Raw genomic sequence first — 14,728 nt, forward strand, 5'->3', positions numbered from 1 at the left:
GTGATGGTTTGCGCCGGCTGGGACATGTGGGGAGAGCGGGTGGCATGAGCGGGGAAGTTGTCCACAGGTTGGGGATGGTCGGGGGTGTTGTGCTGGTCCTCGGCTGGGCGGTTCGGTGGTTGGAGCTGGTCCGCAGACGGCGTCGGGCGCGGCAGCGGGTGGCCGAGCTGCTCGGTCTGGACGTGCCGGCGCCAAGGAGGCGGTTCCCGTCGGCGGGCACGCTGCGGCGGTGGCTGCCGTTGGCGGGGGTGGTGTGCGGCGCCTGGGTCCTGGTCGGTGGGGTGACCGGGGCCGTGCTGGGGCTGGTGCCGGGGTCGTGCTGCGGTGGTGGCGGAGCCGGCAGGTGGCGGTCGGCCGGGCGGAGCCGGTCGGCACGGCCGCCGCCACACGGCAACTCCCGCTCGCCGCCGATCTGCTGGCCGCCTGCATCGCGGCCGGCGCCGGACCGGTGATCGCCGCACAGGCGGTGGGGGAGGCGCTCGACGGGCCGGTGGGTCAGGCGCTGGCGCGGGGCGCGGCCGAGGTGCGGCTCGGCGGTGAACCGGCGGCCGCCTGGCGGAGGTTGGCCGAATTGCCCGGCGCCGGGGCGCTGGCGCGGTTGCTGGAGCGGGCCGACGAGTCCGGGCTTCCGGCGGCCGGGCCGGCCGGCCGGCCGGCCGGCCCGGCCGCCCGCCTCGCCTCCGACGCACGTGCGCAGTGGGCCCGCACCGCGACGGCCCGGGCCCGGCGCGCGGCCGTACTGATCTCCGCGCCGGTGGGCCTGTGCTTCCTGCCCGCCTTCATCGCGGTCGGCGTGCTGCCCGTCGTGATCGGCCTCGCGGGCGGCGTGATGGGAGGCAGGTGAGGCGTACGAGAGCGAACGAGCCCAGGCGGACAACGAACCGAGCAATCGCAGAGAACCACAAAGACCTGAATCTCACGGGGGTTGGAATGCACAGGAAGATCAAGGAAGCGACGGCGGTCCGGCTGTGGGGGAAGCGCCGCGGGGATGCCGGAATGGTGACGTCCGAGTACGCGATGGGGATCATCGCGGCCGTCGGGTTCGCGCTGCTGCTCTACGAGGTCGTCACCAGCGGCCAGGTCAAGACGGAGCTGCAGGACATCGTGAAGAAGGCCCTCAGTGCGCGGATGTGAGCGAGGGACGGACCGGGGGTTCGTGACCGCGGAGGCGGCCGTGGTGCTGTGCGTGCTGGTGGCGTTCACGATGGCGCTGGTCTGGGGGCTGCTCGTGGTGGCCGCACAGATCCAGTGCGTGGACGCCGCCCGCATCGGCGCCCGGGCCGCCGCCCGTCAGGACCCGGCCGACGCCGTGGTGACGGTGACCCGGGAGGCCGCGCCGCGCGGCGCCCGGGTGACCGTCGGGCGCGAGGGCGACCAGGTACGGGTGACGGTGGTGGCCAGACCGCCGGTGCTCGGCGGGTTGCCGTTCGAGGTGCGGGAGCAGGCCGTCGCGCCGGCCGAGGAGACCACGCCGGCCGGGCAGGCCGCGGTGATCGGGGAGGCGGAGCCGTGAGGCGAGCTGTGGCGAGGGATCGGCGGCACGTCGGGCGGGGGTCCACCGTGCGGGGGTCCACCGTGCGGGGGTCCACCGTGCGGAGCTGGCGGGAGTCCGACCGGGGGTCCGCCACCGTGTGGAGTCTGGGGGCGATGGCCGTGCTGTGCGCGGTGTTCGGCGTCGTCCTCGCGCTGGGTCAGGCCGTCGTCGTCCGGCATCGGGCGGCCGGCGGCGCGGATCTGGCGGCGCTCACGGCGGCGGCCCACTGGGAGGAGGGCGGCGCGGCGGCCTGCGCGCGGGCCGGGCGGGTGGCGGCCGCCCAGGGGGTACGGCTGGTGCGGTGCGCGATCGTCGGCGAGACCTCGGACGTGACGGCGGCCTCGGGGAGAGGGCCGTTCGCGGCGGAGGCCAGGGCCAGAGCGGGGCCTGCGGGACCGGGGCCGGCGGGATCCGCGCCCGAGGCCCCCGGGCCCCAAGGACCGGTGCCGGAAGCCGCTCCCGTACCGCAAGCCCCCATGCAGAGCACGATCAAGCCCGCGGCGCCCGCCCCGTAGCCGGCTCCTCCGCCCGCCGTTCCCCCGCGGTCGGCTCCTCCGCCCCCCGATCCCCCTGCTTCTCCTCCGGCGCCCCCCGCAACAGCACCGTGAGGAGCCGTACCGCCCCCCTCTTGTGCAGCGGGTCGTTGCCGTTGCCGCACTTGGGGGACTGGATGCAGGACGGGCAGCCGGCCTCGCACTCGCAGGAGGCGATGGCCTCGCGGGTGGCGGCGAGCCAGGTGCGGGCGGTGTGGAAGGCACGCTCGGCGAAGCCCGCGCCGCCGGGGTGGCCGTCGTACACGAAGACCGTCGGCAGCAGGGTGTCCGGGTGCAGCGGGATCGAGACGCCGCCGATGTCCCAGCGGTCGCAGGTCGCGAAGAGGGGGAGCAGGCCGATGGAGGCGTGCTCGGCCGCGTGCAGGGAGCCGCCGAGGATCTCCGGGGTGATCCGGGCCTCGTCGAGCTGGTCGTCGGTGACCGTCCACCACACCGCGCGGGTGCGCAGCGTACGAGGAGGGAGGTCGAGCTTGGTCTCGCCGAGCACTTCGCCGGTGATGAGGCGTCTGCGGAGATAGGAGACCACCTGGTTGGTGACCTCGACCGAGCCGTAGCACAGGCGGCCGGCGCCCCAGGGGATCTCGGTGTCGGTTTCCAGGATGGAGATGGAGGTGGTGTCGCGGGCGACCGTGGAGTACGGCGGGTCGGCCTGCTCGACCAGGGCGACCGAGTCCTCCAGGTCCAGCTGGCGTACCAGGTAGGTGCGGCCCTGATGGAGGTGGACCGCCCCCTCGTGGACCGTGGAGTGCGCGGCACCCGCGTCGACCGTGCCGAGCAGGCGGCCCGTGCCGGACTCGACGATCTGCACCGGGCGCCCGCCCGCGCCGCGGATGTCGGTCAGGTCGGCGGCCCGCTCCCGGCGTGTCCAGTGCCAGGCCTTCGTCCGCCGGCGGAGCAGCTTCGCGGCCTCCAGCTGCGGCAGCACGTCCGCGCAGGCGGGGCCGAAGAGGTCCAGGTCCTCCTCGGTCAGCGGGAGTTCCGCGGCGGCGGCGCACAGGTGCGGGGCGAGGACGTAGGGGTTGTCGGGGTCGAGGACGGTGGACTCCACCGGCTGGTCGAACAGGGCCTCGGGGTGGTGGACCAGGAAGGTGTCCAGCGGGTCGTCGCGGGCCACCAGCACGGCGAGCGCGCCCTGTCCGGAGCGGCCCGCGCGGCCCGCCTGCTGCCACAGGGAGGCGCGTGTGCCCGGGTAGCCGGCGATGACCACCGCGTCCAGGCCGGAGACGTCCACGCCCAGCTCCAGGGCCGTCGTGGCGGCGAGGCCCAGGAGTTCGCCCGAGTGCAGGGCGCGTTCCAGGGCGCGGCGCTCCTCGGGGAGGTAGCCGCCGCGGTAGGCCGCGACACGCCGGACCAGGGAGCGGTCGACCTCGGCCAGCTTCTCCTGGGCGATCACCGAGATCAGCTCGGCGCCGCGCCGGGACCGTACGAAGGCCACCGAGCGCACGCCCTGCACGGTGAGGTCGGTCAGCAGATCGGCGGTCTCGGCGGTGGCGGTACGCCGTACGGGCGCACCCTTCTCGCCGTGCAGCTCGGTGAGCGGGGGCTCCCACAGGGCGAAGACGAGTTCCCCGCGTGGGGAGGCGTCGTCGGCGACCTCGGTCACCGGCAGGCCGGTCAGCCGTTGGGCGGCGACGGCGGGCTCGGCGGCGGTCGCCGAGGCCAGCAGGAAGACGGGCGAGGCGCCGTAGCGGGCGCACAGGCGGCGCAGCCGGCGCAGTACCTGGGCGACGTGCGAGCCGAAGACGCCCCGGTAGGTGTGGCACTCGTCGATGACGACGTACTTGAGCGACTTCAGGAAGGAGGACCAGCGCGGGTGGGAGGGGAGTATCCCGCGGTGCAGCATGTCGGGGTTGGTGAGGACGTAGTTGGCGTACTGGCGGATCCACTCCCGTTCCTCGAACGGGGTGTCGCCGTCGTACACGGCCGGGCGCACCGAGGTGCCGAGCGGCTGTGAAAGTTCCTTCACCGACCGGCACTGGTCCGCCGCAAGCGCCTTGGTGGGGGCCAGGTACAGCGCGGTGGCCCCTCGGCCGTTCGGAGCCTCGGCGCCGTCCATAAGGGTGGACAGGACGGGCACGAGGTACGCGAGGGACTTGCCGGAGGCGGTGCCGGTGGCGACGACCACCGAGTCGCCGTCCAGGGCGTGCTCGGCGGCCAGCACCTGGTGCGCCCAGGGGTGCTCGATGCCGCACGCCTGGACGGCCGCGATCACCTCGGACCGGATTCGGTCAGGCCAGACGGCATGGCGGCCCGCCCGCGGGGGCAAGTGCTCCGTATGAGTGATGCGCGCAGACCGGCTCGGCCCGGAGGCGAGCCGGTCGAGGACCGCGCCCGGAGACGGGCGGGACGCCGGGTCCGCCGGGGATCGATCGGATCGGTGATTCTTGGCCATCGGCACCGAGTGTGTCACTGGCGTGACGGACAATGGAGCCAAGGCGTCGTGCACGCCTGCCGGTAAGTGATTGAATGCCATCGCGGCTGGCGATGCGTCCCGGGGGCCGCCGAGGTGTCCCGAGGGGCGTCCGCTCGATAGCAAGGTGCTGGAGGATCCGTGGACCTGTCCCTGTCGACCCGTACCGTCGGCGATCGTACGGTCGTCGAGGTCGGTGGCGAAATCGATGTATACACCGCGCCCAAGCTGCGCGAGCAGCTGGTCGAGCTGGTGAACGACGGCAATTTCCACCTCGTCGTCGACATGGAGGGCGTGGACTTCCTCGACTCCACCGGGCTCGGCGTGCTGGTCGGTGGCCTGAAGCGAGTGCGTGCCCATGAGGGCTCGCTGCGCCTGGTCTGCAACCAGGAGCGCATTCTCAAGATCTTCCGTATCACCGGCCTCACCAAGGTGTTCCCGATCCACACCTCGGTCGAGGAAGCGGTGGCGGCCACCGACTGACCCTGGAGCGGTCACCGGCGCCGGGCTCCCGTCGGAGTCCGGACGCCGGCCGGTTCCGTCCGGCCCGCCGCGTGCGCGGCCGGTGCGTCGACCGGTTCCGTCCCGGGTCCTTGAGCGGCCCGGGGCACAGAAGCACATCAGGGGGTGCGGGCTCTCGGCGGCCCCGCCCCCGACCGCACGCCCGTAGTCGCGAGGGGGATGCATGGCCACCGTCGAACTCCGCTTCAGCGCGCTGCCCGAGCACGTCCGGACCGCCCGGCTGGTGGCGGCAGCGGTGGCACGCAGGGCCGGAGTGGACGAGGCCGTCCTGGACGAACTCCGGCTCGCCGTCGGCGAGGCCTGCTCCCGGGCCGTCGGACTGCACCAGAGCAGCGGCATCAGCGCGCCTGTGAAGGTGGCGCTGATCGAAGAGGAGAAACAGTTCTCCATCGAAGTCGGCGACGAGGCGCCGCACGCCGTCCCGGGCGACACGCCCGGCGCCGGACAGGACGGCGAGGCGGAGATCGAGGAGGACGAGATGGGCCTCGCGGTCATCAGCGGCCTTGTCGACGACGTCCAGGTCTCCACCGGACACGACGGCGGCCTGATCCGCATGACCTGGCCGACCACACCCCCGGCTACGGCGCTGCTCTGAGCGCCGTCGTACCACTTCACGAGGGCCCTGCCGAGCAGGGCCCTCGGTGTTTTTCCGACGTCAGACGGCGCCCCGCGAATTCGTGAAGGAATTCACGATCATTAACAATGCCCTGGGGGCATTACTCCATTCGGGTTGTCGGGCGGGATCTCGATCATTTACTGATGAGTCGGCGGAGGCGGATTCCGCTTACCGCGCTCTGTTTAGATCACACTGAGGTACTTAGAATCCCCACATCTTGAGCTCAGCCCAAGCGTCAAGGAGGACGAATGGCGGGGCTTTCTACCCCTCAATCTGGTCACCCCACATCCCTCGCGGCCGCGGTCCTGACCAACGACAACCGGATCATCGTGGCCGTCATCGCGGCGGTCGCTCTGGCCGCGCTGGTGGTCGCGGGGATCCTGGTGCGCCAGGTGCTGGCCGCCGGCGAGGGCACCGACAGCATGAAGCGGATCGCCGAGGCGGTCCAGGAAGGCGCGAAGGCGTATCTCGCCCGGCAGCTGCGCACGCTCGGCGTATTCGCCGTCGTCGTCTTCTTCCTGCTCCTGCTGCTGCCCGCGGACGACTGGAATCAGCGTGCCGGACGATCGGTGTTCTTCCTGATCGGAGCGGCGTTCTCGGCGGCCACCGGCTATATCGGCATGTGGCTCGCCGTGCGCAGCAATGTCAGGGTCGCCGCGGCGGCCCGGGAAGCCACCCCGGCACCGGGCGAACCGCAAAAGGATCTCACCACCGTCTCGCACACCGCGATGAAGATCGCATTTCGCACGGGCGGCGTCGTCGGCATGTTCACGGTGGGGCTCGGCCTGCTGGGCGCCTCCTGCGTGGTGCTGGTGTACGCGGCCGACGCTCCGAAGGTGCTGGAGGGCTTCGGCCTCGGCGCCGCCCTGATCGCCATGTTCATGCGTGTGGGTGGCGGCATCTTCACCAAGGCCGCCGACGTCGGCGCCGACCTGGTCGGCAAGGTCGAACAGGGCATTCCGGAGGACGACCCGCGCAATGCCGCGACCATCGCCGACAACGTGGGCGACAACGTCGGCGACTGCGCGGGCATGGCGGCCGACCTCTTCGAGTCGTACGCCGTGACCCTGGTGGCCGCACTGATCCTCGGCAAGGCCGCCTTCGGCAACTCCGGACTGGCCTTCCCGCTGCTGGTGCCCGCGATCGGCGTCCTCACGGCGATGATCGGCATCTTCGCGGTCGCCCCGCGGCGTGCCGACCGCAGCGGCATGAGCGCGATCAACCGCGGGTTCTTCATCTCCGCGGTGATCTCGCTCGCGCTGGTCGCGGTCGCGGTCTTCGTCTACCTGCCCTCGAAGTACTCCGCGCTCCACGGCGTGACGGACGCGGCGATCAGGGGCAAGGACGGCGACCCGCGGATCCTGGCCCTGGTCGCGGTGGCGATCGGCATCCTGCTCGCCGCCGTCATCCAGCAGCTGACCGGCTACTTCACCGAGACCAACCGCCGCCCGGTCCGGGACATCGGCAAGACCTCCCTCACCGGACCGGCCACCGTCGTCCTGTCCGGCATCTCGCTCGGTCTGGAGTCCGCCGTCTACACCGCGCTGCTCATCGGGCTCGGTGTGTACGGCGCGTTCCTGCTCGGCGGTACGTCGATCATGCTCGCGCTGTTCGCGGTCGCGCTGGCCGGCACCGGCCTGCTCACCACGGTCGGTGTGATCGTCGCGATGGACACCTTCGGTCCGGTCTCCGACAACGCGCAGGGCATCGCCGAGATGTCCGGCGACGTCGAGGGCGCGGGCGCACAGGTGCTGACCAACCTGGACGCGGTCGGCAACACCACCAAGGCCATCACCAAGGGCATCGCCATCGCCACCGCCGTCCTCGCCGCGTCGGCGCTGTTCGGGTCGTACCGCGACGCGATCACCACCAACGTGCAGGACGTCGGGGTGAAACTCACCGGGCCGGGCGCGCCGCTGAGTCTGTCCCTGGACATCTCCCAGCCCAACAACCTCGTCGGCCTCATCGCGGGCGCCGCGGTCGTCTTCCTCTTCTCCGGACTGGCCATCAACGCCGTGTCGCGGTCGGCCGGTTCGGTGGTCTTCGAGGTGCGGCGGCAGTTCCGTGAGAAGCCCGGGATCATGGACTTCACCGAGAAACCCGAGTACGGCAAGGTCGTCGACATCTGCACCAAGGACGCCCTGCGGGAGCTGGCCACGCCGGGTCTGCTCGCCGTCATGGCGCCGATCTTCATCGGGTTCACGCTCGGCGTCGGCTCGCTCGGCTCCTACCTCGCCGGCGCGATCGGCGCGGGAACGCTGATGGCGGTGTTCCTCGCCAACTCCGGCGGCGCCTGGGACAACGCCAAGAAGCTGGTGGAGGACGGCCATCACGGCGGCAAGGGCAGCGAGGCCCATGCGGCCACGGTGATCGGTGACACCGTCGGCGACCCCTTCAAGGACACCGCGGGACCGGCGATCAACCCGCTGCTGAAGGTCATGAACCTGGTCTCGCTGCTCATCGCGCCCGCGGTGATCAAGTTCTCCTACGGCAGCGACAAGAGCCTCGGGGTACGGATCGCGATCGCGGTCCTCGCGCTCTTGGTGATCGTCGTCGCCGTGTACGTCTCCAAGCGGCGCGGTATCGCCGTCGGTGACGACGAGAGCGCCGAGCGGGTCTCCAACTCACCGAACACGGCGGTGGTTTCCTAGATCTTCCGGGGAAGGCCCTGCTCAACGGGCGGGCGGACGGCGCGTGCTGACGTGCCGCCCGCCCGTTTCCGTGTGGGGGCGCGGCTGTGGGCTCGCCCACGTGGTGAGCCTTCTCTCTCGTGGTGCAAAGCACCACAAAGGGCACCTTAGGGGGCGTTCGGGGAGCGGAGGGTGTGCGTCCGCCGTGTAGGGTCCGTGGGCCGAGAGCCATGGAAGGGACCAATCCGGTGAACAAGAAGCTCGCGGCCGCACTGTCCGGCGGTGCGGTACTGGTGGTGGCGCTGTCGGGTTGCACCAGCAGCGGCGGTGACAAAGGACCCGACCCCAAGCTGGTCGCCTGGGCCAAGTCGGTGTGCGACGCGGTGCCCGCGCAGGACGCGAAGATCAAGGCGGCGAACGCGGCGATCAGCACGACGGCGGCCGACACCGCCAAGCCCGAGACCCTCCAGAAGACGGACTCGCAGGCCTTCCAGGACATGGCCGACGGCTACAAGGCGATAGCCACCGCCGTCAGCGACGCGGGCGCGCCTCCCGGTGTCCAGGACGGCGCCAAGCGGCTTCAGGACGTCGTGAAGAGCTTCAACGGTCTCTCCGCCTCCTACGCCGGCCTGAAGAAGCAGGTCGACGCGCTGGACACCAAGGACCAGGCCAAGTTCGCCTCGGGGCTGCACGATGTCGCGGTGCAGATGACGGACCTGGAGAAGCAGCACAAGAGCGGCACCGACGCGCTGGAGAAGCTCCAGCAGGGCGACGTCAAGAACGCCATCGCCCAGCAGGCCAGCTGCAAGAAGGTCGCGGCCACGGCTTCCTCGTCCTCGTCCTCGCCGACGGCGGGCTGACCAGCCCCTTGCGCCGGCGGGCTGCTCGCGGGTCGGTGGGCAGGCTCGGCGGCCCCGCTCGGACCGCCTGGGGGCGTGTCGCCGCTCCGCGCGCGCCGCGTGCGTCGGCGGCGGCGCCCTTCCCGGCAGTCCGCCCTCCCCGGCTGTCGGCCCTCCCCGCTGTCGGTCGGTACCGCCCGGTGGGCCGTGGCCGGGCGGGGTTCTGAGGCGTGCCCGAACCGTGTCGGTGAGGCGTGCTGAGGCCGCGTGCGGGAGGGGCCGCGGGCCACAATGGGGGGTGTGACTGACTCCGGACTCGCTTCCCTGCCCGCTTCCGACCGGCCCGACATCGCCGCACGCCTGCGTGACGCGCTGCTGGCCGCCTCCTTCACCGCCGACGGGCTGCTGGACCTGCTCGGCGCCCCCGCGTACGCGGCGCTGGCCCGCAGCGAGACCGTGCCCGCCCTGAGGGCGACCCGTGGCGACACGCCTCTGGAGACGCTCGTACGGCTGTTCCTGCTCCAGCAACCGGTGCCGTACGCGCGCGTGGCGGCCGTTCTGCCGGTCGAGGAGGCACTGGAGGCCGGGTGGCTCACACGCGTGGGCGGCGACGAGGTGGCCGCCACCGTGGACGTGCGCCCTTACGGCGGCCCCGATGGCGAGGACTGGTTCATCGTCTCCGACCTGGGCTGCGCGGTCGGCGGGGCCGGCGGCATCGGACAGCGCGACGAGGGCGTCGTCCTGGGCGTCGGCGGCGCGTCCACGACACTCGCCGGCATCACCGTGCGTACCCCCGTGGCCTCCGCCCTGGACCTCGGTACCGGTTCCGGCATCCAGGCGCTGCACGCCACGCGGCACGCCACGCGCGTGACGGCGACCGACCTCAACCCGCGCGCCCTGCACATCACCGCGCTCACGCTCGCGCTCTCCGGCGCGCCCGCCGCCGACCTGCGCGAGGGTTCGCTGTTCGAGCCGGTCCGGGACGACGAGACCTTCGACCTGATCGTCTCCAACCCGCCTTTCGTCATCTCGCCCGGTGCCCGGCTGACGTACCGGGACGGTGGCATGGGCGGGGACGATCTGTGCCGCTCGCTCGTTCAGCAGGCGGGGGAACGGCTGAACGAGGGCGGGTTCGCGCAGTTCCTCGCCAACTGGCAGCACGTAGCGGGGGAGGACTGGCAGGACAGACTCAGGTCGTGGGTGCCGCGCGGGTGCGATGCCTGGATCGTGCAGCGCGAGGTACAGGACGTCACGCAGTACGCCGAGCTGTGGCTGAGGGACGCCGGTGACCACCGCGGGGACCCGGCGGACTACCAGGCGCGGTACGACGCCTGGCTCGACGAGTTCGAGGCGCGCAAGGTCAAGGCGGTCGGCTTCGGCTGGATCACCCTGCGCCGGACGGGTTCCGCCGAGCCCGTCATCACGGTGGAGGAGTGGCCGCACCCGGTCGAGCAGCCCCTCGGGGCCACCATCCGCGCCCACTTCGAGCGTCTCGACTATCTCCGGCAGAACGACGACGCGGCGCTCCTCGACAGCCACTTCAAGCTCGCTGCCGAGGTGGTCCAGGAGCAGGTCGGGCTGCCCGGCGCCGAGGACCCGGAGCATGTGGTGCTGCGCCAGCACCGCGGGATGCGCCGGGCCACCAAGGTGGACACGGTCGGCGCCGGGTTCGCGGGCGTCTGCGACGGCACCCTCAGCGCGGGTCGCATCCTCGACGCCATCGCCCAGCTCATGGACGAGGACCCGGTGGTGCTCCGCGACCGCACGCCGGCCCAGATCCGCCTGCTGGTGGAGCAGGGCTTCCTCGAGCCGGCGCACTGACCGAGCCGGGCGCGGCGACAGAATGCTGCGGCCGGTCCGGCCTGCGGTGGGCTCGGCGGCGTGGGCCGCCTGAGGTACGCCGGGTACCGGTGCGGCCGTAGCGGTACCCCGATGGCCTCGTGGCCGCGCCCGGATCATCGTCGTATGCCGGTGGCACGGGCCGGGTGGCGGGCCGTCGGCGGTGTCGTGACGCGCCCATGCCGCAGCCGTGGACATGCCCGTCCCGCTGCCCTGGCGCGCCGGTGTCGCGAAAACGGCCGGAAAAATATGGATGTGACATCCGTCCGGGTCGCTGGTCGGTCACGTGTGCGATTCACGCCGACCTGTCGTTCACCTCGACGTCGTCCGTCCGTCCCCTGCTCGTCTCCCGTGCCTGCCAGTCTCCCGGCGCGGGCAGAGCCGGACGGCACGGAAGAGGTGGGCGGGGGATGGAGAGCGGGCCGGCGATCTTCGCGGGAATGGTGTTCGCCCTGTTCGGAGGCGCCCTGCTGACCTGGACCGGTACCCGTCTCAGGCGCCGCGAGCCGGTGGCCCACGGTGTGAACCAGGTCGCATCGGTGGCCCTCGCGAGCGTGGCCGGGACGGTCGCGCTGGCCCTCGGCGGGTACTGCCTGAGCCGCCTCTGACGTCGGCGGGCGCGCGGCGTCGAGAGGGCCGCGAAAGTAAGGGGAGCGTCACGCTCCGGACATGCCTCGGGTGGGTACCCGGTAGTCCGGGCGGCAGGAATGGCGGTAGTCGGGTTACCGTTCGAGTGGCCGTTGTGGGCTTTTCCCGTTTGACACGGGGGCGGGATGTACCGTCACACTCCGCAGCGTCACACGTCCCAGCACGCCGCGACCCCGGGAGAAGCCCTGGGGAGGCCCCAGCGTCGACCGGAGAGAAGAGCGAAGTTGTCCCCGACCAGCGAGACCGCACAGGGCGGCCGCCGACTCGTCATCGTCGAGTCGCCTGCCAAGGCGAAGACGATCAAGGGCTACCTCGGCCCCGGCTACGTCGTCGAAGCGAGCGTCGGGCACATCCGCGACCTCCCCAACGGCGCCGCGGAGGTGCCGGAGAAGTACACCGGCGAGGTACGCCGCCTCGGTGTGGACGTCGACCATGACTTCCAGCCGATCTATGTGGTCAACGCCGACAAGAAGGCACAGGTCAAGAAGCTCAAGGACCTGCTGAAGGACTCCGACGAGCTGTTCCTCGCCACCGATGAGGACCGGGAGGGCGAGGCGATCGCCTGGCACCTCCAGGAGGTCCTCAAGCCGAAGATCCCCGTCAAGCGGATGGTCTTCCACGAGATCACCAAGGACGCGATCCGCGAGGCCGTCGCCAACCCGCGCCAGCTCAACCAGAAGCTGGTCGATGCCCAGGAGACCCGCCGCATCCTCGACCGCCTCTACGGCTACGAGGTCTCGCCGGTCCTGTGGAAGAAGGTCATGCCGCGCCTGTCGGCCGGCCGTGTGCAGTCCGTCGCCACGCGTCTCGTCGTCGAGCGGGAACGCGAGCGGATCGCCTTTCGCTCCGCCGAGTACTGGGACCTGACGGGCACCTTCTCGACCGGCCGCGCGGGGGATCCGTCGGACCCGTCGTCGCTGGTCGCCCGCCTGCAGACCGTCGACGGCAGGCGGATCGCGCAGGGCCGCGACTTCGACTCCGTGGGACGGCTCAAGGGCGAGAACACCCTCCACCTCGACGAGGCGACCGCCCGCGCCCTCGCCGCCGCCCTGGAGAACACCCGCTTCTCCGTGCGGTCCGTCGAGTCCAAGCCGTACCGCCGCTCGCCGTACGCCCCGTTCCGTACGACGACGCTGCAGCAGGAGGCCAGCCGCAAGCTCGGCTTCGGCGCGAAGGCGACCATGCAGATCGCGCAGAAGCTGTACGAGAACGGCTACATCACGTACATGCGTACGGACTCCACGACGCTGAGCGACACCGCGATCGCCGCGGCCCGCGCCCAGGTCACGCAGCTGTACGGCGCCGACTACCTGCCCCCGCAGCCGCGCACCTACGCCGCCAAGGTCAAGAACGCGCAGGAGGCCCACGAGGCGATCCGCCCCTCGGGTGACCGTTTCCGCACTCCCGCCGAGACCGGCCTGACCGGCGACCAGTTCAAGCTCTACGAGCTGATCTGGAAGCGGACCGTCGCCTCCCAGATGAAGGACGCGACCGGCAACTCCGTGACCGTGAAGATCGGCGGCACCGCCGCTGACGGCCGGGACGTCGAGTTCAGCGCCTCCGGCAAGACGATCACCTTCCACGGCTTCCTGAAGGCCTACGTCGAGGGTGCCGACGACCCGAACGCCGAGCTGGACGACCGCGAGCGCCGGCTGCCGCAGGTCGCCGAGGGCGACGCGCTGTCCGCCGAGGAGATCACGGTCGACGGCCACGCCACCAAGCCCCCGGCCCGCTACACCGAGGCCTCGCTGGTCAAGGAGCTGGAAGAGCGCGAGATCGGCCGCCCGTCGACGTACGCGTCGATCATCGGCACGATCCTCGACCGCGGCTACGTCTTCAAGAAGGGCACGGCACTCGTGCCGTCCTTCCTGTCCTTCGCCGTCGTCAACCTCCTGGAGAAGCACTTCGGGCGGCTCGTCGACTACGACTTCACCGCCAAGATGGAGGACGACCTCGACCGCATCGCGGCCGGTGAGGCGCAGGCCGTGCCGTGGCTGAAGCGGTTCTACTTCGGTGAGGGCACGGCCACGGGCGGCGCGGCCGACGCCGGCAACGGCGACGGGGACCACCTCGGCGGCCTCAAGGAGCTGGTGACCGACCTGGGCGCGATCGACGCGCGCGAGGTGTCGTCGTTCCCGGTGGGCAACGACATCGTGCTCCGCGTCGGCCGCTACGGCCCCTACATCGAGCGCGGCGAGAAGGACACCGAGCAGCACCAGCGCGCCGACATCCCGGACGACCTGGCGCCGGACGAGCTGAACGTCGAGCTGGCCGAGGAGCTGCTGGCCAAGCCCAGCGGCGACTTCGAGCTGGGCACCGACCCGGCCACCGGCCACGCGATCGTCGCCAAGGCCGGCCGCTACGGCCCGTACGTCACGGAGGTCCTCCCCGAGGGCACCCCGAAGACCGGCAAGAACGCGGTCAAGCCGCGCACGGCCTCGCTGTTCAAGTCGATGTCGCTCGACACGGTGACGCTCGACGACGCCCTGAAGCTGATGTCGCTGCCGCGGATCGTCGGCACGGACGCCGACGGCCAGGAGATCACCGCGCAGAACGGCCGCTACGGCCCGTATCTGAAGAAGGGCACGGACTCGCGCTCGCTGCAGTCCGAGGACCAGATCTTCACCATCACGCTGGAGGAGGCCCAGGCGATCTACGCCCAGCCGAAGCAGCGTGGTCGGGCCGCCGCCAAGCCGCCGCTGAAGGAGCTGGGCGAGGACCCGGTCTCCGGCAAGCCGGTCGTGGTCAAGGACGGCCGCTTCGGCCCGTACGTCACCGACGGCGAGACCAACGCGACCCTGCGCTCCGGCGACAGCGTCGAGGCGATCACCCCGGAGCGCGGCTTCGAGCTGCTCGCCGAGAAGCGCGCGAAGGGGCCCGCCAAGAAGACCGCGAAGAAGGCCCCGGCCAAGAAGGCGGCCCCGGCGAAGAAGACCGCCGCCAAGAAGACGGCGGCGAAGAAGACGACCGCGGCCGCGAAGAAGACCACGGCGAAGAAGACGACGGCCAAGAAGGCGACCGCTTCCAAGGCCCCGGCGTCCGGCACGGAGGACTGACACCTCTTCCGGGACAGGGCTCGGCGGTTCTCCGCTCCGGCACCCACGGCTCCCGGGGCGGAGGATCGGCGGCTTCGCGC

The 14,728-nt window shown here is 71.6% G+C and carries 11 protein-coding genes and 1 pseudogene; 11 read left to right on the top strand and 1 reads right to left on the bottom strand.

The features are described 5' to 3' along the window. The first annotated feature begins 44 nt into the window (after nt 1-44). The 4 genes and pseudogenes from ACIBJF_RS15990 (at nt 45) to ACIBJF_RS16005 (ending at nt 2,049) form a co-directional block, all read left to right on the top strand. Nucleotides 45-844 (top strand): annotated as a pseudogene (locus ACIBJF_RS15990) (type II secretion system F family protein). Nucleotides 845-930: 86 nt separating this feature from the next. Then, nucleotides 931-1,134, top strand: a complete 204-nt coding sequence (locus ACIBJF_RS15995) for a DUF4244 domain-containing protein (protein WP_399174304.1) — start codon at nt 931-933, stop codon at nt 1,132-1,134. 22 nt (nt 1,135-1,156) lie between these two features. Then, nucleotides 1,157-1,513, top strand: a complete 357-nt coding sequence (locus tag ACIBJF_RS16000) for a TadE family type IV pilus minor pilin (protein WP_399174305.1) — start codon at nt 1,157-1,159, stop codon at nt 1,511-1,513. 77 nt (nt 1,514-1,590) lie between these two features. Next, a complete protein-coding gene (locus ACIBJF_RS16005) occupies nt 1,591-2,049 on the top strand; it encodes an Rv3654c family TadE-like protein (RefSeq protein WP_399174394.1) in 459 nt (152 codons plus the stop codon). Here the strand turns inward: ACIBJF_RS16005 and ACIBJF_RS16010 are convergent. Further along, nucleotides 2,024-4,561: a DEAD/DEAH box helicase gene (locus ACIBJF_RS16010; RefSeq protein WP_399174306.1), complete on the bottom strand. Its 2,538-nt coding sequence runs from the start codon at nt 4,559-4,561 to the stop codon at nt 2,024-2,026. The genes ACIBJF_RS16005 and ACIBJF_RS16010 overlap by 26 nt on opposite strands. 78 nt (nt 4,562-4,639) lie before the next feature. Here ACIBJF_RS16010 and bldG point away from each other — a divergent pair, with 78 nt between their 5' ends. The 7 genes from bldG (at nt 4,640) to topA (ending at nt 14,648) form a co-directional block, all read left to right on the top strand. Further along, complete coding sequence (gene bldG, locus ACIBJF_RS16015; RefSeq protein WP_010986038.1) at nt 4,640-4,981, top strand: anti-sigma factor antagonist BldG; 342 nt, start codon at nt 4,640-4,642, stop codon at nt 4,979-4,981. 202 nt (nt 4,982-5,183) lie between these two features. Next, a complete protein-coding gene (locus ACIBJF_RS16020) occupies nt 5,184-5,615 on the top strand; it encodes an ATP-binding protein (RefSeq protein WP_399174307.1) in 432 nt (143 codons plus the stop codon). 269 nt (nt 5,616-5,884) lie between these two features. Further along, entirely contained in the window at nt 5,885-8,287 is a 2,403-nt protein-coding gene (locus ACIBJF_RS16025; RefSeq protein WP_399174308.1) for a sodium-translocating pyrophosphatase, read from the top strand. A 209-nt stretch (nt 8,288-8,496) separates the two neighbouring features. Next, on the top strand, nt 8,497-9,126 hold the full coding sequence (locus ACIBJF_RS16030) for a small secreted protein (protein ID WP_399174309.1): 630 nt from the start codon (nt 8,497-8,499) through the stop codon (nt 9,124-9,126). A gap of 270 nt (nt 9,127-9,396) precedes the next feature. After that, on the top strand, nt 9,397-10,926 hold the full coding sequence (locus ACIBJF_RS16035) for a methyltransferase (RefSeq protein ID WP_399174310.1): 1,530 nt from the start codon (nt 9,397-9,399) through the stop codon (nt 10,924-10,926). Between the two features lie 428 nt (nt 10,927-11,354). Then, a complete protein-coding gene (locus ACIBJF_RS16040) occupies nt 11,355-11,552 on the top strand; it encodes a hypothetical protein (protein ID WP_356300005.1) in 198 nt (65 codons plus the stop codon). Between the two features lie 264 nt (nt 11,553-11,816). After that, complete coding sequence (gene topA / locus ACIBJF_RS16045) at nt 11,817-14,648, top strand: type I DNA topoisomerase (RefSeq protein ID WP_399174311.1); 2,832 nt, start codon at nt 11,817-11,819, stop codon at nt 14,646-14,648. Nucleotides 14,649-14,728 lie beyond the last annotated feature (80 nt).

It is taken from the genome of Streptomyces sp. NPDC050743, from assembly GCF_044456925.1.
Taxonomy (GTDB): Bacteria; Actinomycetota; Actinomycetes; order Streptomycetales; family Streptomycetaceae; genus Streptomyces.

Coding starts and splice junctions, on each gene's coding strand:
- ACIBJF_RS15995 (WP_399174304.1), top strand. CDS start 931: ATGCACAGGAAGATCAAGGAAGCGACGGCGGTCCGGCTGTGGGGGAAG.
- ACIBJF_RS16010 (WP_399174306.1), bottom strand. CDS start 4,561: ATGGCATTCAATCACTTACCGGCAGGCGTGCACGACGCCTTGGCTCCA.
- ACIBJF_RS16020 (WP_399174307.1), top strand. CDS start 5,184: ATGGCCACCGTCGAACTCCGCTTCAGCGCGCTGCCCGAGCACGTCCGG.
- ACIBJF_RS16025 (WP_399174308.1), top strand. CDS start 5,885: ATGGCGGGGCTTTCTACCCCTCAATCTGGTCACCCCACATCCCTCGCG.
- ACIBJF_RS16030 (WP_399174309.1), top strand. CDS start 8,497: ATGGAAGGGACCAATCCGGTGAACAAGAAGCTCGCGGCCGCACTGTCC.
- ACIBJF_RS16035 (WP_399174310.1), top strand. CDS start 9,397: ATGGGGGGTGTGACTGACTCCGGACTCGCTTCCCTGCCCGCTTCCGAC.
- ACIBJF_RS16040 (WP_356300005.1), top strand. CDS start 11,355: ATGGAGAGCGGGCCGGCGATCTTCGCGGGAATGGTGTTCGCCCTGTTC.